Annotated in this window: 21 protein-coding genes and 2 pseudogenes; 13 read left to right on the top strand and 10 right to left on the bottom strand. The window is 61.8% G+C overall.

Annotation, left to right across the window (positions count from 1 at the left end; all coding sequences use genetic code 11):
- Position 1: 1 nt before the first annotated feature.
- The 4 genes from LOY35_RS27220 to lptM are packed head-to-tail and all read right to left on the bottom strand — an operon-like array spanning position 2 to position 3,000.
- A complete protein-coding gene (locus LOY35_RS27220) occupies positions 2 to 727 on the bottom strand; it encodes a DUF484 family protein (RefSeq protein WP_258629188.1) in 726 nt (241 codons plus the stop codon).
- Between the two features lie 13 nt (positions 728 to 740).
- On the bottom strand, positions 741 to 1,571 hold the full coding sequence (gene dapF, locus LOY35_RS27215; RefSeq protein WP_258629186.1) for a diaminopimelate epimerase: 831 nt from the start codon (positions 1,569 to 1,571) through the stop codon (positions 741 to 743).
- Between the two features lie 4 nt (positions 1,572 to 1,575).
- Positions 1,576 to 2,823 (bottom strand): diaminopimelate decarboxylase, encoded by a 1,248-nt coding sequence (gene lysA / locus LOY35_RS27210; RefSeq protein WP_258629184.1) that lies wholly within the window; start codon positions 2,821 to 2,823, stop codon positions 1,576 to 1,578.
- A 9-nt stretch (positions 2,824 to 2,832) separates the two neighbouring features.
- Positions 2,833 to 3,000: an LPS translocon maturation chaperone LptM gene (gene lptM / locus LOY35_RS27205; RefSeq protein ID WP_258629181.1), complete on the bottom strand. Its 168-nt coding sequence runs from the start codon at positions 2,998 to 3,000 to the stop codon at positions 2,833 to 2,835.
- Positions 3,001 to 3,225: 225 nt separating this feature from the next.
- Here lptM and cyaY point away from each other — a divergent pair, with 225 nt between their 5' ends.
- The 3 genes from cyaY (at position 3,226) to rnk (ending at position 4,495) form a co-directional block, all read left to right on the top strand.
- Positions 3,226 to 3,558 (top strand): iron donor protein CyaY, encoded by a 333-nt coding sequence (gene cyaY, locus LOY35_RS27200; protein ID WP_258629180.1) that lies wholly within the window; start codon positions 3,226 to 3,228, stop codon positions 3,556 to 3,558.
- A gap of 4 nt (positions 3,559 to 3,562) precedes the next feature.
- Complete coding sequence (locus LOY35_RS27195; protein WP_258629179.1) at positions 3,563 to 3,781, top strand: DUF1289 domain-containing protein; 219 nt, start codon at positions 3,563 to 3,565, stop codon at positions 3,779 to 3,781.
- 303 nt (positions 3,782 to 4,084) lie between these two features.
- On the top strand, positions 4,085 to 4,495 hold the full coding sequence (gene rnk, locus LOY35_RS27190) for a nucleoside diphosphate kinase regulator (protein WP_258629178.1): 411 nt from the start codon (positions 4,085 to 4,087) through the stop codon (positions 4,493 to 4,495).
- A gap of 5 nt (positions 4,496 to 4,500) precedes the next feature.
- Here the strand turns inward: rnk and LOY35_RS27185 are convergent, their stop codons facing one another.
- From LOY35_RS27185 to LOY35_RS27175, 3 genes are all read right to left on the bottom strand, one after another.
- Positions 4,501 to 7,344, bottom strand: coding sequence for a class I adenylate cyclase (locus LOY35_RS27185; protein WP_258629176.1), 2,844 nt, complete (start codon positions 7,342 to 7,344; stop codon positions 4,501 to 4,503).
- 176 nt (positions 7,345 to 7,520) lie between these two features.
- Positions 7,521 to 7,766 carry a TIGR02647 family protein gene (locus tag LOY35_RS27180; RefSeq protein WP_258629174.1) on the bottom strand — a complete coding sequence of 82 codons (246 nt, stop codon included), beginning with the start codon at positions 7,764 to 7,766 and terminating at the stop codon, positions 7,521 to 7,523.
- A 232-nt stretch (positions 7,767 to 7,998) separates the two neighbouring features.
- Entirely contained in the window at positions 7,999 to 8,283 is a 285-nt protein-coding gene (locus tag LOY35_RS27175) for a hypothetical protein (protein WP_258629173.1), read from the bottom strand.
- Positions 8,284 to 8,407: 124 nt separating this feature from the next.
- On the opposite strand from LOY35_RS27175, the gene LOY35_RS27170 reads away from it, so the two are divergent.
- Positions 8,408 to 9,067 carry a glutathione S-transferase family protein gene (locus LOY35_RS27170; protein WP_258629171.1) on the top strand — a complete coding sequence of 220 codons (660 nt, stop codon included), beginning with the start codon at positions 8,408 to 8,410 and terminating at the stop codon, positions 9,065 to 9,067.
- A 129-nt stretch (positions 9,068 to 9,196) separates the two neighbouring features.
- Here LOY35_RS27170 and argH read toward each other — a convergent pair whose 3' ends face one another.
- Positions 9,197 to 10,591 (bottom strand): argininosuccinate lyase, encoded by a 1,395-nt coding sequence (argH, locus tag LOY35_RS27165; protein ID WP_258629169.1) that lies wholly within the window; start codon positions 10,589 to 10,591, stop codon positions 9,197 to 9,199.
- 314 nt (positions 10,592 to 10,905) lie between these two features.
- Here argH and LOY35_RS28720 point away from each other — a divergent pair.
- The 8 genes and pseudogenes from LOY35_RS28720 to LOY35_RS27130 all read left to right on the top strand — a co-directional run.
- Positions 10,906 to 11,055, top strand: a pseudogene (locus LOY35_RS28720) (sensor histidine kinase); the annotation flags it as partial.
- Complete coding sequence (locus LOY35_RS27160; protein ID WP_047702548.1) at positions 11,052 to 11,798, top strand: LytTR family DNA-binding domain-containing protein; 747 nt, start codon at positions 11,052 to 11,054, stop codon at positions 11,796 to 11,798. The pseudogene LOY35_RS28720 and the gene LOY35_RS27160, both read left to right, overlap by 4 nt.
- Before the next feature lie 139 nt (positions 11,799 to 11,937).
- Positions 11,938 to 12,879, top strand: coding sequence for a hydroxymethylbilane synthase (hemC, locus tag LOY35_RS27155; protein ID WP_258629167.1), 942 nt, complete (start codon positions 11,938 to 11,940; stop codon positions 12,877 to 12,879).
- A pseudogene (locus tag LOY35_RS27150) lies at positions 12,879 to 13,622 on the top strand (uroporphyrinogen-III synthase); the annotation flags it as partial. The gene hemC and the pseudogene LOY35_RS27150, both read left to right, overlap by 1 nt.
- Before the next feature lie 36 nt (positions 13,623 to 13,658).
- A complete protein-coding gene (locus tag LOY35_RS27145; protein WP_258633747.1) occupies positions 13,659 to 14,789 on the top strand; it encodes a uroporphyrinogen-III C-methyltransferase in 1,131 nt (376 codons plus the stop codon).
- Complete coding sequence (locus LOY35_RS27140; protein WP_258629164.1) at positions 14,786 to 16,033, top strand: heme biosynthesis protein HemY; 1,248 nt, start codon at positions 14,786 to 14,788, stop codon at positions 16,031 to 16,033. The genes LOY35_RS27145 and LOY35_RS27140 overlap by 4 nt, the downstream gene beginning before the upstream one ends.
- Before the next feature lie 290 nt (positions 16,034 to 16,323).
- The gene (locus LOY35_RS27135) at positions 16,324 to 16,854 is read left to right on the top strand and encodes a disulfide bond formation protein B (RefSeq protein WP_258629162.1); all 531 of its coding nucleotides are present in this window, start codon (positions 16,324 to 16,326) and stop codon (positions 16,852 to 16,854) included.
- Positions 16,855 to 17,028: 174 nt separating this feature from the next.
- Complete coding sequence (locus LOY35_RS27130) at positions 17,029 to 17,487, top strand: Rsd/AlgQ family anti-sigma factor (protein WP_041022643.1); 459 nt, start codon at positions 17,029 to 17,031, stop codon at positions 17,485 to 17,487.
- 56 nt (positions 17,488 to 17,543) lie between these two features.
- Here LOY35_RS27130 and LOY35_RS27125 read toward each other — a convergent pair whose 3' ends face one another.
- Positions 17,544 to 18,209, bottom strand: coding sequence for an FKBP-type peptidyl-prolyl cis-trans isomerase (locus LOY35_RS27125; protein WP_258629160.1), 666 nt, complete (start codon positions 18,207 to 18,209; stop codon positions 17,544 to 17,546).
- Positions 18,210 to 18,400: 191 nt separating this feature from the next.
- On the opposite strand from LOY35_RS27125, the gene LOY35_RS27120 reads away from it, so the two are divergent.
- Positions 18,401 to 19,579 (top strand): AlgP family protein, encoded by a 1,179-nt coding sequence (locus LOY35_RS27120; protein WP_258629158.1) that lies wholly within the window; start codon positions 18,401 to 18,403, stop codon positions 19,577 to 19,579.
- Here the strand turns inward: LOY35_RS27120 and LOY35_RS27115 are convergent.
- A complete protein-coding gene (locus tag LOY35_RS27115; RefSeq protein ID WP_258629155.1) occupies positions 19,576 to 20,040 on the bottom strand; it encodes a TIGR02444 family protein in 465 nt (154 codons plus the stop codon). The two genes, LOY35_RS27120 and LOY35_RS27115, sit on opposite strands and share 4 nt — an antisense overlap.
- Positions 20,041 to 20,052 lie beyond the last annotated feature (12 nt).

The raw sequence follows: 20,052 nt of genomic DNA, 5'->3' as shown, positions 1-20,052 counted from the left end.
ATCAGCGTACCGAGCGCAGCGAACCGGCAACCCGTGGCAGTACCCGGCCGGTGACTTCGGCGATGTAGCTCAGGAACAACGTGCCCACCGAGCTCTTGTAGTGCTGGGGGTCTCGGCTGGCGATGGCCAGCACGCCATGGACGCCTTGGTGGGCGATGGCGACGACGGCGGTAGAGCCGATCTGCTTGCGTTGTTCTTCACCGAACAGAAAGTCCAGCTCATGTTCGCGCAAGCTGCCACTGACGCTTTTGTTCTCGGTGAGCAGGCCGCCAATGGCGGTCTGCGCTTCGGCGTGAGTCACCCAGCGCCCCACCGGCATGGCGTTATCGCCGAACAGGATCAGGCTGACAAAGGGCACCTGGAAATCCTGGCGCAGGCTGTCTTCGACGCTCATGACCAGGTCTTCGAGGGTGCTGGCGTCCATCAGGGCCAGGATCAGGCGACGGGTCTTGTCGAAGAGCCGGTCGTTGTCCCGGGCGACGTCCATCAGGTGCGAAAGGCGGTGGCGCATCTCGATGTTGCGCTCACGCAGGATTTTCATCTGGTGCTCCACCAGCGACACGGTGTCGCCGCGCCGGTGGGGGATGCGCATCAATGCAAGCAAGTCTTCACGTTCGACGAAGAAATCCGGATGAGCCTCCAGGTAAGCGGCCACCGCCGCGGCCTCCGGAAGCGGGCTCGAGGATTCATCGGGCTGTGGCGCTGGAACCTGTGGCTTGTCGGTCATGGGTTTGGCTCATTCAAAGACGGACTTGTCCTTCGTATACGCGTACTGCCGGGCCGGTCATCATCACCGGTTGGCCGGGGCCTGCCCATTCGATGGACAGACGCCCGCCGGGCAGGTCGATCAGCAGGGGCGAATCCATCCACCCCTGGCTGATCGCAGCGACTGCAGCGGCACAGGCGCCGGTGCCGCAGGCCTGGGTCTCCCCGGCACCGCGTTCCCAGACCCGCAATTGCGCGCGGTGACGGTCGATAACCTGCAGGAAGCCCACATTCACCCGTGCCGGAAAGCGCGGATGGTGCTCGATCTTCGGCCCCAGTTCATGCACCGGCGCGCTATTGATGTCGCTGACCCGAAGCACGGCATGGGGATTACCCATGGACACTGCCGCCAGTTCCGCCGTGGTGCCATCGACGTCCAGCTGATAGCTCAGGGCCTGGGCCGCTGCTTCAAACGGAATATCCGCCGGCACCAGGCGCGGGGCGCCCATGTTGACGCCGATCTGGCCGTCGCTGCGCACGTCCAGCTCGATGATGCCGCTTTTGGTCTCGACGCGAATTTTGCGCTTGGCCGTCAGGCGCTTGTCCAGCACGAAGCGGGCGAAGCAGCGCGCGCCGTTGCCGCATTGTTCCACTTCCGAACCGTCGGCGTTGAAGATCCGATACCGGAAGTCCACGTCCGGGTTATTGGGCGCCTCGACGATCAGCAACTGGTCGAAACCGATGCCGGTGTGCCGATCGCCCCATTGCTTGGCATGTTTGGGCAGGATGTGCGCGTGCTGGCTGACCAGGTCGAGAACCATGAAGTCATTGCCCAGGCCGTGCATCTTGGTAAAACGCAGCAGCATGGTTTTACTCCGGTAGCAGGCTTTCGCCGGCAAACAACTCGGCTACCGTCTCGCGGCGACGCACTTCGAACGCTTGATCACCGTCCACCAGCACCTCGGCGCAGCGGCCGCGGGTGTTGTAGTTGGAGCTCATGACAAACCCGTAGGCACCGGCGGAATGCACCGCCAGCAGGTCGCCTTCTTCCAGTGCCAGCTCCCGGCCCTTGGCCAGGAAGTCACCGGTTTCGCAGATCGGGCCGACGATGTCGTAGTCGCGGGCGGCGGTATCGCGGGGGCGCACGGCGGTCACATCCATCCACGCCTGGTACAGCGCCGGGCGGATCAGGTCGTTCATGGCCGCGTCGACGATGGCGAAGTCCTTGTGCTCGGTGTGTTTGAGGTACTCGACCTGGGTCAGCAGCACGCCGGCATTGGCCACGATGTAGCGGCCCGGTTCGAACATCAGCGCCAGGTCGCGACCGGCCAGGCGCTCCCGAACGGTCTTGACGTAGTCGGCCACCAGTGGCGGCTCTTCATCGCGGTAACGCACGCCGACACCGCCACCCAGGTCGATATGACGCAGGTAGATGCCGCAATCGCCGAGGCGGTCGACCAGCGCCAGCAGGCGGTCGAGGGCATCGAGGAACGGCTCCAGGGTGGTCAGTTGCGAGCCGATGTGGCAATCGACGCCCAATACTTCCAGGTTCGGCAGTTGGGCGGCACGCACATAGACGTCTTCGGCGTCGGCGATGGCGATGCCGAACTTGTTTTCCTTCAGACCGGTGGAAATGTACGGGTGGGTGCCAGCATCGACGTCCGGGTTCACGCGCAGGGAAACCGGCGCGCGCACGCCCAGCTCGGCGGCGACGACCTGGAGGCGCTCCAGTTCGTCGGTGGATTCGATGTTGAAGCAATGCACGCCGACTTCCAGGGCACGGCGCATGTCTTCGCGGGTCTTGCCGACGCCGGAGAAGACGATTTTGTCCGGGCTGCCGCCAGCCGCCAGTACACGTTCGAGCTCGCCGCCGGAGACGATATCGAAACCGGCACCCAGGCGCGCCAGGAGATTGAGCACACCCAGGTTGGAGTTGGCTTTCACGGCGAAGCACACCAGATGTGGCATGCCGGTGAGGGCGTCGGCGAAGGTCCGGTATTGGGCTTCGATGTGAGCACGGGAGTAGACGTAGGTCGGCGTGCCGAAACGTTCGGCAATGGCGGACAAGGCAACACCCTCCGCGAACAGCTCTCCGCCACGGTAGTTAAAAGCGTCCATGGCGTTCCCTTAGTAAGTGGTGGTGTCGTGCGCGTGGGCTTTGGATTGCGACGACTTGGCCTGCTCTTCAGGGGACTTGCTGTCATCAGGCAGGTACAGCGGACCTTTTTGACCACAGGCTGTCACAAGGCAGGCAACCGCGACGAGCGCAGCAAGGGAAGAGATCAGGCGCTTCATGGCGAAATCCTTGAAAATGCGTTAATTGCGCCGGAGTATACCGGCCACCCGGCGGCTTGCCTATGCAACGGGGCTCCCGTCCGGCGGGGCTGTTGGCCGATATGGCCGGTTCCGTGGACATTTCACGGCCCCCGGCAGTGGTTGTCGGTTATCCTTTGCAATCATCGGGAAGCGCCCGTATCTTGCGGCGCTTGAGCATGAGCAGATATTTTCGAGGTTGCCGCAATGAGTTTGACTGAAGCCCGTTTTCACGATCTGGTCGATACTGCCCAGCAAGTGCTGGAGGATATTTTCGATGACAGCGAACTGGACATCGATCTGGAAAGCTCCGCCGGTGTGCTCACCGTCAAGTTCGAAAACGGCAGCCAGTTGATCTTCAGTCGCCAGGAGCCGCTGCGGCAGTTGTGGCTGGCAGCGGTGTCCGGTGGTTTCCACTTCGACTACGACGAGGAAAGCGAGCGCTGGATGTGCGACAAGAGCGAGGAGCAGTTGGGCGAGATGCTCGAGCGCATCGTCAAGCAGCAAGCCGGTGTGGAACTTGAGTTCGAAGGCCTGTGACAACGTGAGCCAGACCGTCCCGGCGCGGCCGCCCAAGCCGCTCTACAGCAACGTCAGTCCTGCCGTGCCGTCGCCGTGCACCAGCGTGTGCAAGCTGGATGAGCAGAAGGTCTGCCTCGGCTGTTTCCGCCATGTGGAAGATATCCGTGAGTGGCGCTCGGCCGATGATGCGCGCCGGCGGGTGATCTGTGCCGAGGCGCTCAAGCGTCGGTCTTTGGTGTAGTTTGTGGCGAGGGGATTTAGCGAAACGTCGCACCGCCCCGCTGGGGCGCGAAGCGGCCCTAAACCTGACGCCTCGATTTGTCAGATAGATTGCTTTGGGGCTGCTTTGCAGCCCAGCGGGGATAAATCCCCTCGCCACAGTTCTACATCTCATGCAATGAGTGCGACCACCTGTGGGTTGTATATTTTTTGAGCTGTGATAGTGTCCGGCTACGCCTCAACTTATCGAGGCTTGTGAAAAACCCCGTCTTTTTGTGGCGGGGTTTTGCTTTTTTCGTGCAGAAGAAAGGAGTCTGCCTGGATCATGACCGCACCTTCCATCACTCTTACCCGCCTGGACGTACAACGTCTGGAGCGCCTGATCGACAGTCTCGACGAAACGCTGCCGGGCGTGATTGCGTTGCAAACCGAACTGGATCGCGCCGAGACCCTGGTGGGTCATGAAGACGTGCCCGCCGATGTCGTGACCATGAACGCGCGCGTGCATTGCCGCGAGGAGGGTAGCGGCAAGGACTACCACCTGACGCTGGTCTATCCGCAGGACGCGAATGCCGACGAAGGCAAGGTCTCGATCCTCGCGCCGGTGGGCAGCGCCTTGCTGGGACTGAAGGTTGGCCAGCACATCGATTGGCCGGCACCGGGCGGCAAGACGCTGAAGCTGACGCTGCTGGCGGTGGAATATCAGCCCGAAGCGGGCGGCGACTTCCACCTCTGAGGGCTTCAGACCAGGGCCAGCGCTTCGTTCAGGGCGCGTTCCAGATCGGCCTTGTAGCGCAGGTACAGATTGCTTGAGCAAGCGCTGTCACCCACCAGGCCCGAGAGGTCCAGGTCGGTGATGTAGCAGCGATAGCGTTCGGCCTCGCGGCGCTGCTCGACGATCTCGCTGGCGACCACACGGAACAGTTGGTCGCCATGTTCCAGTTCCGAAAACTCCTGTTGATTGCAGTACAGCGTGACGTTGACCTGACCATGGGTCGCTTTGCCGATGATGGCCTGAACGTCGTAGAACGGCTTGTTCTCGGGTGTCTGCGGCGCCGGGCGCATTTCGACCCGGCGTGCGCGTCCGTTACCCGAGGGCAGGAGCTGGTAGTAAAGGGTGTCCAGGCTCAACGGCTGGTCGGTTTCCATCGACAGCAAGGCGTCCTGACGGTACAGCACCGATTGCAGGAAGCGCTGCAGCGGTACCAGCAGGCTGTGTTCGTCGTGATAGGGCAGGCGCTGTTGCCACAGGGCATTGAGCTCATCGAGCACATACAGCTCGGCTTCGTCCTCATTGACCCGGTAGAACACCTGGACGCATTCCGGCTGACCCATCGGCAGGATCAGCGCCAGATCGTGGTCTTCCAGAGCCATCGGGTCCAGGTGCAGCGGGCTGTAGGCATTCAGTTCTTCGCCCAGGTAATCCAGCAGCGCCGACAGGCTGCCCAGCGCCACGTGCCTGACTTGGCCGGGGACCAGCTCCAGCACGTGATAATACTGTTGCACCTGCAGCAAGTAGCGGTGATTGAGCCTGCTCAGCAGCAGGGTCTGGGCCGTTTCGATGACTTCTTCGACCCGTCGTGCGATGAACTGCGCCCGGTTGTGGCAGAAACAGCGTACCTGCAAGCGCGGCTGGCGCGCAGTGGCGGGCAGGTCGTTGAGGTAGTCGCGCAGGCAATCAAGCAGCGCGTGTTCGCCATCGAAGCGGTTGACCAGCACTTCATTCCAGCTGTTGAGCGTGACCTGGTCGAGCGTCAGCACCAGGTTTTCCCTGACCCCGGCATAGCTCAGGGAGTCGGTGCGCTCGGTGGTCATCAGGATGTTCAGATCGCGGTGATGCTTGAGCGGGTCGACGCCGACGTTCACCAGGATCAGCACTTCACTGGGAACGCTGGCGTGCAGCAGCTGTTCTTCGCCGACCGTGACCAGGGGCAGGGCAATGGACTGTTGCAGGCTGCCCAGCAGGTTGAACAGTTCGAACTCGCTCAGATCGCTGTCGCCCGGGTGCAGCGCCAGGCGTGTGCTGCTGTCGATCACGCCGTTGCGATGGCACCAGGTCAGCAGCTCCAGCAGTTCGCGGCTGCGCTTGATCGGCGCGAAGTTCTCCCACTCCAGGGCGTTGAGGCTGCCGTTGTAGAGGCCCCACTGGTTCTGCCCGGGTTCTTTTTTGTTGGGCGACTGGACCAGCGTGAGGGTGTCCTCGGCCAGGTCCGGGGCGATGCCGGGGTTGATGAACTCGACCTTGTCGGCCTTGCGTTCGAAGGCTGCATACAGCCGTCGGCCAAGGACGTTGAGGTCGCGCTTGTTGATCAGGCTGACGGTTTTTTCGGTGCGGGCGAACTGGGTCAGGAAGCGGTAGCTGTAGGTCAGTTCGTTGACCAGCGCGCGACGTTCGTTGCTGACCTGGCGCACTTTCCACTGGCTGCGGCTGTCCAGTAACGTGAGCTGGCGCGGGTCCCAGCCCCATTCTCCGGCCAGGCGCTCGAGCAGCGTTCGCTGCCAACTGTTGCTGCGCCCTTGACCGGTGAGCTTGCGGTTGACCTTCAGGTACAGCGCGCGCCGGATCAACTCCAGGCGCTCGGGTTCGCCGCGAGCGTTGAGGTATTCCTCGATACGGCGATACACCAGCATGTATGGGTCCAGCTCCTCCAAGTCCAAGCGGTTGGCGAACACAGCTTGCTTGAAGCGCAGGCTCAGACAGCGGACATCGGGGTGTTCGCTGGCGTAGACCTCCGTCAACAGCAGCTTGAGCACGGACTTGTAGGGCGACTCGATGCCCTTGAACAACTGCCAGAGCCCGGCGCCAATGAACTCGCCCGGCGGAATGTAGGCCAGGTGTCCGAGGTCCAGGGTCTCATCGGCGCGGATGAAGCGCTTGGAAAGCAGCGTATGGGTGTACGCCTCATAATTGTCTTCCTCGTACACCGGCACCAGCCACCAGATCGGTGTACGCCCGGCCAGCCAGATCGCCGTGCGGTAGAACTCGTCCAGCAACAGGTAGTGCTGGGTCGTGCCGCAATCGTCGGAACTGAGTTGATTGTCCCGCTCACCCCGCACGAACCGGGCCGGGTCGATCAAGAAGAAATGCGCTTCCGCGCCCTGGGTCGCGGCCCAGATTTCGAGCAGTTGGCATTTCTTGCGCAGCTCGGCCAGTTCGTTGTCGCTCAGGTCTGGACCATGGCAGACCCAGACATCCATGTCGCTCTGATCCGCCTGGGCGAGCGTGCCCAGGCTGCCCATCAGGTACAAGCCCAGGATGGGGCGCGGCGGATTGTTGCCATGGCGTGGCTTGTAGGAAAACGAACGGGTCAGTCGCTGGGCGTCGGCGAGGACGCTGGCGTCGGGCTCGTAGTTCGACAGCCCGGCCGGTGTACTGCCGGAGACGTAGCCTGGCAGCAGGGGATGGTTGACGTGGAAAAACAGCGGAAGCAGCGTCAGCACGCCTTGCTGGCGAGGCGACAAGCCTTCCATGGCGCGATTCATCCGGACGGTGTTGAGCTTGAGAAAGCGTGCACGCAGTTGGCCGAGAACCTTACGGTCGATTCCTTCGTCCAGATCGGGGCGTATTTCGTGATTGCGGGTCATGTCGGCTCAAACCGGCTCGCGGCGTCGAACGTGGGAAATCAGAAGTGATGGAAGTTTAGCGTCCGGGTTGGGGAATTCTTAAGCTGAAAGTAAGACGTGGACGTCAGATTTTTCATGCAATGCGCCCGCGCCTGCGGAAATCCGGCGAGGCAGATTTCCGTGGGCGACAGGGGGAGTCAGGCGGCTTCTTGAACGCTGAGTATCGTCAGGACGGTTTGTACGTTTTGCGCGGCGTCACGACCCAGGCTGGTCAGGTAACCACCGTCGGGTTGGGTGATCAGTTCCTTGTCGTACAGGCGTTGGGCGGCGGCAACAGCTTTTGGGGCAGCGGTCTGATGGATTTTCAGGCCTTCCTGGGAACTGTCCAGGTTGAAGAGCGCAAGGATTTCCAGTTCGGCAACCAGCTCAGGGGTAAGCGACATAAGGACTCCAGACTTTCTAGGAATATGGTCGATAGCGTCACTAAGGTGAGCGCACTCGGCCGAGCTGTCCAGTGCCGGAGGCAGGCTTTTTTGTTTTTGTGCGACGGAGCGTTAGTGGGAGCAAAGCTTGCTCGCGACGCAGGCGCCTCGATTCATGAGCGATCGCATCGCTTTCATCGCGGGCAAGCCTTGCTCCCACAGTATTTGAAGCAGTCCTCCCGCCACAGCGGGTTCAGTTCTTTTCCGGTGGCAGCTCAGGCAGCTTGCGCAACGCCTCTTCGTACCATTGGGTATCAAAAGGGCGGTCTTCCTCCAGCATGGCGTCGATCTCGAAGGCCAACACATGGGCCATGAGGTTCAGGATGTCTTCGCGCTCGTAATTGACCAGGGTCAGTTTGTTGAAGGTGGCCTTGGCTGCTGGCGGGTTGCCGCTTTCGATCTGGTTTTCAATGGCTTCGATCAGGGTCGACTCGACGAACTCTTCTTCGTCGTTGTCGATGTCGGTTGGCTCGCTCATGACAGGCTCCTGTGGTAAAGGCGCCAGTTTACCTGCATTCAGCGGCGTGATGCGTCTGGCGCGAAAGCTCCCGACAGTCTATAACCCAAGGCTGCCCAACCCACACGGACCGGAGGTACTTGCGATGCTCGAGCTTTATGGTTTCTGCGCCAGTAATTATTACAACATGGTCAAGCTGGCGTTGCTGGAGAAGGGCGTGCCCTTCCAAGAAGTACCATTCTATGGCAGCCAGACTGCGGAAATACTCGCCATCAGCCCACGGGGCAAAGTGCCGGTACTGAAAACCGACCAGGGCTTCATCAACGAAACCAGCGTGATCCTCGAATACATCGAGCAAACCCAGCCCGGCAAGGCCCTGCTGCCCGCCGATCCGTACGAGCGAGCCCAGGTCCTGGCCCTGTGCCGGGAGATCGAGTTGTACATCGAACTGCCAGGGCGTGCTTGCTACGCCGAGGCATTTTTCGGCATGTCTGTACCCGATGTCGTCAAGGAAAAGAGCAAGGCTGAACTGCTGCTGGGGTTCGCTTCGCTGGGCAGGCACGGCAAGTTCGCGCCCTATGTGGCGGGCGATAGCCTGAGCATTGCCGACTTGTACTTTCTCTACGGTGTTTCGCCCGCCTTACAGGTGGGCAAGAAGTTGTTCGATATCGATCTGTTCGCAGACATGCCGGCCGCCAAGGCGCTGATGGAGCGGTTGGGGGCGAATCCGAATGTGCAGCGGATCGCGGCGGACAGGGAAGCGGGGATGCCAGAGTTTTTGGCGATGATCGCTGCCAAGAAGTGAATTTTATACTGCTCTAGCGATTGCTTTCGCGAGCAGGCTCGCTCCCACAGGGGATCTCCATATGTTCACAACTTTGTGTTCACTGAAGATCCATTGGGGGAGCGAGCCTGCTCGCGATGCTTTTAGCTTTTAGCGACTGGCAAGCAGCGCCTGGCCACGTACCACGGCAGCCTTGACCTGTGCTGGCGCCGTGCCGCCGATATGGTCACGGGCGTTGACCGAGCCTTCCAAAGTAAGCACCGCAAACACGTCCTGCTCGATCTGATCGCTGAACTGGCGCAGTTCGTCCAGGCTCATTTCCGCCAGATCCTTACCGTTGTCCACACCGTATTTCACGGCATGCCCGACGATCTCATGGCAATCGCGGAATGGCAGGCCACGGCGCACCAGGTAATCGGCCAGGTCTGTCGCCGTGGAGAAACCACGCAGGGCCGCTTCGCGCATCACCGCGTGCTTGGGCTTGATGGCCGGGATCATGTCGGCAAAGGCGCGCAGCGAATCGCGCAGGGTGTCGGCGGCGTCGAACAGCGGCTCCTTGTCTTCCTGGTTGTCCTTGTTGTAGGCCAGCGGTTGGCCTTTCATCAGGGTCAGCAGGCCCATCAGCGCGCCGAACACCCGGCCGCTCTTGCCCCGTACCAGTTCCGGCACGTCGGGGTTTTTCTTTTGCGGCATGATCGAGCTGCCGGTGCAGAAGCGATCCGGCAGGTCAATGAACTGGAATTGCGCGCTGGTCCATAGCACCAGCTCTTCGGAGAAGCGCGACAGGTGCATCATCGCGATGCTCGCGGCGGCGCAGAATTCGATGGCGAAATCGCGGTCCGAGACGTTATCCAGGGAGTTGCCGCCCACGGCGTCGAAGCCCAGCAGTTGGGCGGTGTATTGGCGATCGATCGGGTAGGTGGTGCCGGCCAGCGCGGCGCTGCCCAGGGGCATGCGGTTGGTGCGCTTGCGGCAATCGACCAGACGCTCATAGTCGCGGCTGAGCATTTCGAACCAGGCCAGCATGTGATGCCCAAACGTTACAGGCTGGGCGGTCTGCAAGTGCGTGAAGCCGGGCATGATGCTCTCGGCCTCACGCTCGGCCTGCTCCAGCAAGCCTTTCTGCAGACGGGTGATTTCGGCCAGGATCAGGTCGATTTCATCACGCAGCCACAGGCGGATGTCGGTGGCGACCTGGTCGTTGCGGCTGCGGCCGGTGTGCAGCTTCTTGCCGGTCACGCCGATGCGATCGGTCAGGCGCGCTTCGATATTCATGTGTACATCTTCAAGGTCGACACGCCAGTCGAATTGACCGGCCTCGATTTCGCCCTGGATGGTCTTCAGGCCGTCGATGATGCTGTCGCGCTCGGCATCGGTCAGCACGCCGACCTTGGCCAGCATGGTGGCGTGGGCGATCGAACCCATGATGTCGTGGCGATACAGGCGCTGGTCGAAATTGACGGAGGCGGTGAAGCGGGCGACGAAGGCGTCGACGGGTTCACTGAAGCGGCCGCCCCAGGACTGATTGGTCTTGTCAGTGCTCATGAATTCGCTCGTGATCGGCTGTGGAGAAAGTAGCGGTTAAAGGCTGCGGCGGATGATAGCAGGGTTGCCGGGGCCAGCGCTGGCACTGGTCGGCAGGTTTTTTACGCATGAGCCGGGCATTCAGGCGGGTTTTGCGCACAACGATATTTTCCGATTGAGCAATATCGTCTTGGCAACCGTCTACAGTGGACGATAGGAGTTTTGCTTTTCCATCATGGGCATGGGTCGAATCAACCAGGGGGTGCTCAATATTGATCAGATTGAAAATGAACCATCCCTACGGCGACGCCGTGCGACAACGGGCCTCGAGCATCGGTCGGCAAGCGCTGGTAAAGATAGGCAACCGCCTCGCGGCACTTTTTGGCCCTCGGGCGAGTCTTAGCGTGGATCGCGGTGACGGATGTCACTTCCCCTGTCTACGCTATCCTTGTGCGAGACTCACGCAGGAATCCAGCGCAATATGAATGTCCTGATCGTTGATGACGAACCACTGGCCCGCGAGCGCCTGAGCCGAATGGTTGGCGAGCTCGAGGGTTACAGTGTCCTGGAGCCGAGCGCCACTAATGGCGAAGAGGCGTTGGCCCTTATCGACAGCCACAAGCCGGATATCGTGCTGCTCGACATTCGCATGCCTGGCCTGGATGGTCTGCAGGTGGCGGCGAAGCTGTGCGAACGAGAGTCGCCCCCCGCCGTGGTGTTTTGCACCACCCGGGACGACTTTCCGCCCGAGGTGTTGCAGGCCGGTGCCGTGGGCTATCTGGTCAAACCGGTGGCATCCGAGGCGTTGCTCGACGCCTTGCGCAAGGCTGAGCGGCCCAACCGCGTGCAGCTGGCGGCGCTGACCCGCCCGGCAGCGGAAAGTGGCAGCGGCCCGCGCAGCCACATCAGTGCGCGAACCCGCAAGGGCATCGAGCTGATCCCGTTGAACCAGGTGGTCTATTTCATCGCCGACCATAAGTACGTGACCTTGCGCCATGAGAGTGGCGAGGTGCTGCTGGACGAGCCCCTCAAGGCCCTTGAAGACGAATTCGGCGAGCGGTTCGTGCGCATCCACCGCAATGCCCTGGTGGCCCGCGAGCGCATCGAACGTCTGCAACGTACGCCCCTTGGGCACTTCCAGCTGTTTCTGAAAGGCCTCAATGGCGACGCGCTGATTGTCAGCCGACGACATGTGGCCGGCGTACGCAAGATGATGCAGCAGCTCTAGTGCAACGCCCCAACGGCATTGCACTTTCGAATTTCCAGGACATTTGACGGCCAGGGAGGCCTTGGGGTCGTGATTCAAGTCAAAGCGGATTTGGCTGAGCTGTTATTATCCGTCGTATCTTTTAAGTACGGATTGATCCATGTCCCCTCGCGAGATCCGCATCGCCACCCGTAAAAGTGCCCTGGCCCTCTGGCAGGCCGAATACGTCAAAGCCCGTCTGGAAGCCGCCCATCCCGGCCTGATCGTGACGCTGGTGCCCATGGTCAGTCGCGGTGACAAGCTGCTGGATTCGCCGCTGTCGAAAATCGGCGGCAAGGGTTTGTTCGTCAAGGAACTGGAAACCGCGCTGCTGGACAACGAAGCCGATATCGCCGTGCATTCGATGAAAGACGTGCCCATGGACTTCCCCGAAGGCCTGGGCCTTTTTTGCATCTGCGAGCGGGAAGACCCGCGCGATGCGTTCGTCTCCAACACCTTTGCCAGCCTTGAAGCGCTGCCTGCCGGGAGCGTGGTTGGCACGTCCAGCCTGCGTCGCCAGGCGCAACTGTTGACCCGTCGCCCCGACCTGCAGATCCGCTTTCTGCGCGGCAACGTCAACACTCGCCTGGCCAAGCTCGACGCTGGCGAGTACGACGCGATCATCCTTGCCGCCGCCGGCCTGATCCGCCTGGGCTTCGAGGACCGCATCACCTCGGCCATCAGCGTCGACGACAGCCTGCCGGCGGGTGGGCAAGGAGCGGTGGGCATCGAATGCCGCAGCGCCGACAGCGAGATCCACGGGTTGCTCGCTCCCCTGCATCATGAAGATACCGCGACCCGGGTCTTTGCCGAGCGCGCCCTCAACAAGCACCTCAATGGCGGCTGCCAGGTACCGATTGCCTGCTACGCCGTGCTCGAAGGCGAGCAGGTCTGGTTGCGTGGCCTGGTGGGTGATCCGGACGGCGGCACGCTGCTCAGTTCCGAAGCCCGGGCGCCCCGTGGCGATGCCGAAGCGCTGGGGGTGCGGGTCGCTGAAGACCTGCTGAGCCAGGGCGCTGGGGCCATCCTCAAGAAGGTCTACGGCGAGGCTGGCCACGCGTGATGGGCTGGCGGTTGCTGCTGACCCGGCCGGAGGATGAGTCGTCGGCCCTGGCGGCTGTCCTGGCCGAGGCAGGGGTATTCAGCAGCAGCCTGTCGTTGCTGACTATCGAACCGCTTCCCTTGTCCGATTCCGGCCGGGCGCTGCTGCAGCGGCTTGACCAGTACTGCGCTGTGATCGTCGTCAGCAAGCCGGCCGCCCGGTTGTGCCTGGAGCAACTGCGCGAGCATTGGCCCGAGCCGCCGGAACAACCCTGGTTCAGTGTGGGGGCGGCCACCGGGCAGATCCTGGCCGATGCGGGCCTCACGGTGTTTTATCCGGACGAGGGCGACGACAGTGAAGCCTTGCTGGAGCTCCCGGCCTTGCGCCAGGCTCTGATCCGGCCCGATCCCCAGGTTCTGATCGTGCGTGGCGAGGGTGGTCGTGGCTTGCTGGCAGAGCGCTTGCGCGAGCAAGGTGCCAGGGTCGATTATCTGGAATTGTACCGGCGAGGCCTGCCTGAGTATCGCGAAGGCGAACTGCTGGCGAAGGTCGAAGCGGAACGCTTGAACGCACTGATGGTCAGCAGTGGGCAGAGCTTCGAGCATCTGCGCCGCCTGGCGGGGGCCGCGTGGCCCGATCTGGCGCGGTTGCCGTTGTTTGTTCCAAGCCCCAGGGTGGCCGAGATGGCGCGGGCCGCCGGGGCCCGATCAGTTGTGGATTGTCGTGGCGCCAGTGCCGCGGCTTTGCTGGCGGCGTTACGGGAACAATCCGTGCCGTTTTCTAATGCAAAGGATGGATACGTGAGCGAAACAGCCTTGCCAAAAGATCAAGACCGACCCGTGATCGATGCACCGGTGGAAACGCCGGCACCGGTGGCGCCGCGTCGCGGTAACGGGTTGGCCATTGTCGCATTGCTGCTGGGGGCCGCTGGCGTGGCCGTTGGCGGCTGGGGTGTCTGGCAGGTGCGTCACCTGCAGGCCAACAACCAGCAACAGTCCGCCCAGGTCCAGGCACTGAATGATCAGGCCCAGAACCTCAAGCTTAATGAGCAACGCCTCAGCGAGCGCCTCGCACAGATGCCGGCGGCCGAAGAGCTGGAGGAGCGACGCCGTCAGGTCGCCCAGTTGCAAGGCGACCAGCAGCACCTGAGCCAGCGTCTGGAAACCGTACTCGGTGCCAGCCGCAAGGACTGGCGGTTGGCCGAGGCCGAGCATCTGCTGCGCCTTGCCAGCCTGCGCCTATCCGCCCTGCAGGACATCAGCAGCGCCCAGGCTCTGGTCCAGGGTGCCGACGAAATCCTGCGGGAACAGAATGACCCGGGCTCGTTCGCTGCCCGCGAGCAATTGGCCAAGACCCTCGCGGCGTTGCGCAGCACCGAGCAGCCGGATCGCACCGGGCTGTTCCTGCAATTGGGGGCCTTGCGCGAGCAAGTGCTGCAACTCACGGAGCTGGCGCCCGAGTACAAGGATCGTGGCGAATCCCTGCTGGGCTTGACGGCCGATGGCGATGGAACCAGCCGCTGGGCGCAGTGGTGGGATCAGATCTCGCGCTATATCCGCATCGACTTCAATGCCGACGAGAACGTCCGTCCGCTTCTGGCCGGGCAGAGCCTGATGCAGGTGCGCCTGGCCTTGAGCCTGGCACTGGAGCAGGCGCAATGGGCAGCCCTCAACGGGCAGGCGCCGGTGTATACCCAGGCATTGGACGAGGCCCGCGATGTACTGAAGAACAACTTCAACCAGGACAACCCGCAGAGCAAAGTCATGCTCGAGCGAGTGGCCGAACTGGCCAAACAGCCGGTGACGGTGGTCACGCCGGACCTGACCGCGACCCTGAGCAGCGTCCAGGCCTACCTGGAGCGCCGCAACCTGAATGCCGAGGAGTCGGTCAAGCCGCTGGCCAAGCCTGCTGAGCAGGAGGCCACGCCATGAAGCGTCTCTACGTGATTCTGTTCGTGGTCATCGCTGCCGCCGCCCTGTTGGGCGTGGCGATTTCCGAGCATTCGGGTTACGTGCTGGTGGCGTACAAGAACTTCCGCTACGAAGCCGGCCTGTGGGTCACCCTGGCGTTGGTGGCGGTACTCTGGCTGTTGTGGCGGGGCGTGCGCGCCCTGATCGGCCTGGTGACCACCTCCGGCGGCGTGGTCAACCCGTGGTCGCGGCGCAATCGCAGCCGACGCGTGCAAGTGGCTATCGAACACGGTCAACTGGACCTTGCCGAAGGTCGTTGGGCCAGTGCCCAGCGGCATTTGCATCGTGCCGCGGAAGCCGAGCGCCAGCCGTTGCTGTATTACCTCGGCGCGGCCCGTGCGGCCAACGAACAAGGTCTTTACGAGCAGAGCGACAACCTGCTGGAGCGCGCCCTGGAACGCCAGCCCCAGGCGGAGCTGGCCATTGCGCTGAGCCACGCGCAGTTGCAGGTGGACCGGGGTGACACCGATGGCGCCTTGGTCACGCTGCAAGCCATGCATGATCGTCATCCCCATAACGTCCAGGTCCTGCGCCAGTTGCAACGGTTGCATCAGCAGCGCGGTGATTGGTCGGCGGTGATTCGCCTGTTGCCGGAACTGCGCAAGGACAAAGTATTGCCTGCGGCGGAGCTGGCGGAACTGGAACGCCGGGCCTGGGGTGAAAACCTCTCCCTGGCGGCCCATCGCGAAGAAGACGGCAGCGTCGGTTTGCAGTCGCTCAACCGCGCCTGGCAACAGTTGACCTCTGCACAGCGCCAGGAGCCGGCGCTGGTGCTGGCCTATGCCGAACAGCTGCGACAGCTGGGGGCACAGGGCGAGGCCGAGGAAGTATTGCGCACCGCGCTCAAGCGTCACTACGACAGCCACTTGGCGCGCCTGTACGGGCTGGTCCGCGGCAATGATCCGGCTCGACAGCTGCAAGCGGCCGAAGGCTGGCTCAAGGATCATCCGGCCGATTCCAGCCTGCTGTTGACGTTGGGCCGCCTGTGTTTGCAGAACAGCCTCTGGGGCAAGGCGCGGGATTATCTGGAGGGCAGCCTGCGGATCCAGCGCAATCCCGAAGCCTGTGCCGAACTGGCGAGACTACTGGCACAACTGGGCGATGCCGAGCGCAGCAACCAGTTGTTCCAGGAGGGCTTGGGGCTGTTGGACGAACGCTTGCTTGCTGCGCCGTTGCCGGTTCCGGCCCAGGCGCTGTCCAGCTAGTGGCCTGTGTGGCTAATTCGTGTACTCGAATTAACCGTACAGGTCACCAGGAACACTGATGGCGGTCGGCGGTTCCAGTCGGTTTTGCCAGGCGGACGACTGCCGATTGCTGCGTAACTCCGGACTCGAATGATGTCTTCGGGAAAGTCCTACAGGGGATTGCGCTGAATCCCCTCGCCTCTGTCGGGAATTCCCTACACCCTTGGTGAAGTGTCTGCGCGGGCCTGCCTTGAAAGCCCCGAGGGCTTTCCTCTACCGTAACTGCTTGTCTCTTCTGTTACGGAACCGCCATGTCTTTGGCTTGCTCTCGCTTCTTGTTTTTCATGGCTTCCGCCGCCGCGGCCCTGGCTTTGGGCATCGCCAGCTATCTGGAGTACGCAGTCGGTCTGACGCCTTGCAGCCTATGTGTCTTGCAGCGTTTGTGCCTGGTGCTGTTCCTGGTGAACGGTCTCGCGGCCTGCATACATGGCCCGGGTCGAAAGGGCAGCATCCTCTACGGTGTGACGGGACTGGTTTTCGTGTCGGGAGGAATGGCTCTGGCCTGGCGTCAGGTTCTGTTGCAAAGCCATTCGCCCGATTGCCTGACCCAAATGAAGGGCGCAAGCTCATGGTGGAGTGCCATGCAGCACGTCCTCGACGGCGCGGTCGATTGTGAGGGTGTCACCTGGACATTGTTCGACCTGAGCATCCCCGAATGGAGCCTGCTGTTTTTTCTCGCCGTATCCATTGCCATGACCTACCTGCTGCTTCGCCTTGTCTGGACCGCTCTGATCCGACCGCTGGGCGACAAGGCGTCGCAATTCGTCCGGGTAGCGGATTAAACACTTGTATGAACTTTGTCGCCTGCGTACCTTGAAGCGGCTGTCGTGCGGGCATAATCTGGCCCGCACGTATCATTGGAATTATGCCGCTCGATATGTTGTGTCCGGCTTGCCATGAATCATCAAGGTATATGCAGGCTGCGAGGGGCATGACTCACAAGGGAAGAAATCGCCATGCTCGAAAGTTGTCAGAATGCTCAGGAACGATGGGGTGGGGTGCATCTGCTGATCGATCGCTGGTTGCAGGAGCGTCACGAACTGGTTCGGGCCTATGATGCTCTCGGTGACAAACCTGAAGCGTTAGGTGAAAGCCGTAAGCCGTTGCAGGAATTCTGCGGTGTGCTGGTGGACTATGTCTCTGCCGGGCATTTCGAGATCTACGAGCAACTCACCGGCGAGGCCAAGGCTTTCAACGACAAGCGTGGCCTGGAGCTTGCCGAACAGATCTACCCGCGCATCGACGTCATCACCGAGAAGCTGCTGGCATTCAATGACCTGTGCGATGAAGGCAAATGCGTAGCGGAAAAATTCAAGGAGCTGGGTGGCCTGCTGCACGAGCGCTTCGAGCTGGAGGACTGTCTGATCGAGGTGCTGCACAACGCCCATAAGGAAGAGGCGGCCGTTCAGGCTTGATGGTTTCGCTAAAAAAAAACGGTGCGCATTGCGCACCGTTTTTCGTTTGGGCGATGTCAGCTCGTCGCACCCAGCAACTCGATCTCGAACACCAGTGGCGTGAACGGCGGAATCACATCCCCGGCCCCTTCGGCGCCATAGGCCTGGGTCGAAGGAATCACCAGTCGCCATTTCGCGCCTACGGGCATTTGCGGTAACGCGCTGCGCCAGCCATCGATCACGCTGTCGAGACTGAACCATTGCGCCTGGTGGTTGGCGTCGAACACGGTGCCGTCGGGCAAGCGACCGGTGTACAGCACCTGCACCTTACCGTGGGGTCCGGCTTTCACCCCATTACCAGGTTTGAGCTCCGTCAGCAGGATGCCGTCTTCCAACTGTTTCACACCTGGCCGGTTTCTTTCTTCGTTGAGAAACTTCTGCTCACTCTTCAGCGCCACTTCTATCTGTGGTGTCGTCGATTGCGCGCTCAGCTGTGCCTGATGCTTGGCCAGGATCTGCTCGATGCGTTCATCCTTGAGCGCCAGTGGCTTGCCCTGATAGGCCTGTTGCAGCCCTTCCACCAATGCCTGGATCTGCAGGTCGGGTACGTCCTGGCGCAGGCGCTCACCCAGGCTCGCGCCCAGGCTGTAGGCCAGGTCGTGGGCATCGTTTGCGCCGGTTTTTTCTACGGCCTGGACCATGGAGCAAACCATGCACAGGAGGAAAAACAGGTGACGCGACATGTGTGCTCTCCGGGCTCGAATGGAGGAATTATGCCTGCGCCGATTGCCGCGAAGTGAGATTGCTCCGGCAATGGCGCAGAAGATTTTTTGTCTCTTGCAACGCAACGTCCTGTGTACTGTCAACATGCCCTAGCGGCGGTTGTAGCAGAGGTCTAGTATGAGCCGCACTCACGTCAGTCAGGAGGTAAACCATGTCGGCCACCAAGAAGCCTGTAAACACTCCGTTGCACTTGCTCCAACAACTCTCGGGCGCCTTGCTCGAGCATTTGGAAAACGCCTGCTCCCAAGCCCTGGCTGATGCTGAAAAACTGCTCGCCAAACTGGAAAAACAACGCGGCAAGGCGCAGGAAAAACTGCACAAGTCGCGCACCAAACTGCAAGACGCGGCTACCGCCGGCAAGGCCAAGGCACAAGCCAAGGCCAAGGACGTCGTGAAAGAACTCGAAGACCTGCTCGATGCCTTGAAGGATCGTCAATCCGAAACCCGCGCCTACATTCTGCAACTCAAGCGTGATGCCCAGGAAAGCCTGAAGCTGGCCCAGGGTGTGGGTCGCGTGCAAGAAGCTGCCGGCAAGGCGCTGACGCTTCGTGCTGCCAAGCCTGCCGCTGTATCGGCCAAAAAACCGCTAGCTAAACCCGTTGTGGCAAAAGCACCGGCCAAGGCAACTGCCAAGCCTGCCGCGAAAGCACCGGCCAAAGCGGCGAGCAAGCCTGCGGCTAAACCAGTCGCTGCCAGCGCTGCTAAACCAGCGGCCAAAAAACCGGCTGTCAAAGCTGTCGCCAAGCCTGTTGCAAAAACAGCGGCCGCCAAGCCTGCTGCGAAAGCTGCTGTGAAACCGGTCGCTAAAAAAGCAGCCGCCGCCAAACCCGCCGCGTCGAAAACTGCGGCTGCCAAGCCTGCTGCCAAAGCCCCTGTCAAAGCCCCTGCAAAAGCTGTCGCAGCGAAGCCAGCGGCCAAGCCAGCGGCGACAAAAGCGGCTGCGGCCAAGCCCGCAGCGACGAAAACCGCTGCCGCTAAACCTGCTGTAACTGCCAAGCCAGCCGCTGCCAAAGCGCCCGCCAAGGCTGCAACTAAACCCGCCGCGGCCAAATCCGCCGCCAAGCCTGCTGCCGCCAAGCCTGCCGCTGCAAAACCTGCTGCTGCAAAACCGGCAGCGAAACCTGCTGCTGCCAAACCCGCTGCCAAGCCAGCAGCCAAACCCGCTGTGAAAAAGCCAGCCGCTGCCAAACCCGCGACTGCGCCTGCCGCCAAGCCTGCTTCGTCGGCCTCGACAGCGACCCCTGCTCCAGCCGCCAGCACTCCGGCTTCGACGGTCAGCCCATCCGCCTCCGTTGCGCCGAGCACCAGCACCCCAACCAGCGCTTCCTAAGTGCTGGAGACCGCGACGCGCAGTTGATGCAGCGCGTCGCGGTTCGCTGGTCCGGCACTCGCCGCCAGTTCTTGCAGCCATTGCGCTGAATCGCTCTGTTGGCCCTCAGGCCAACGTGCAGCCACTGCCTCCAATCGCTCCAACAAACACTGTTCGGCTTCAAGCTCCAGTTTCTTGACCTGCTCGCGCAGGTGCGTGAGGTCCGGGTCTTGAACGGCATCCGCTTTCCATTGGGTGCGAAGCGTTCGTAATGGCTGTACCACCTCTTTGTCCCAAGGCTCTGCCAACTGCCGGAGTTGTTGCAGTCGTTGTTCATCGCAGGCCACGCCGCGCTGTTCCAGCCACAGGCCGCAAAGCAGCAGGCAGACGCTCGCGCCGGCCTCTTGCAATGCCAGGCAGCTTTGCTCCACGCCGGGCCGGGCATAGAGGTCGAGAGAGAAATTCCACAGGTCAGAGGACATCGTGCTACTCGC

The organism is Pseudomonas sp. B21-028, from assembly GCF_024749045.1.
Lineage (GTDB): Bacteria > Pseudomonadota > Gammaproteobacteria > Pseudomonadales > Pseudomonadaceae > Aquipseudomonas.
Note: the sequence above shows the minus strand (reverse complement) of the source record. Positions and strands in the feature narration are given on the sequence as shown.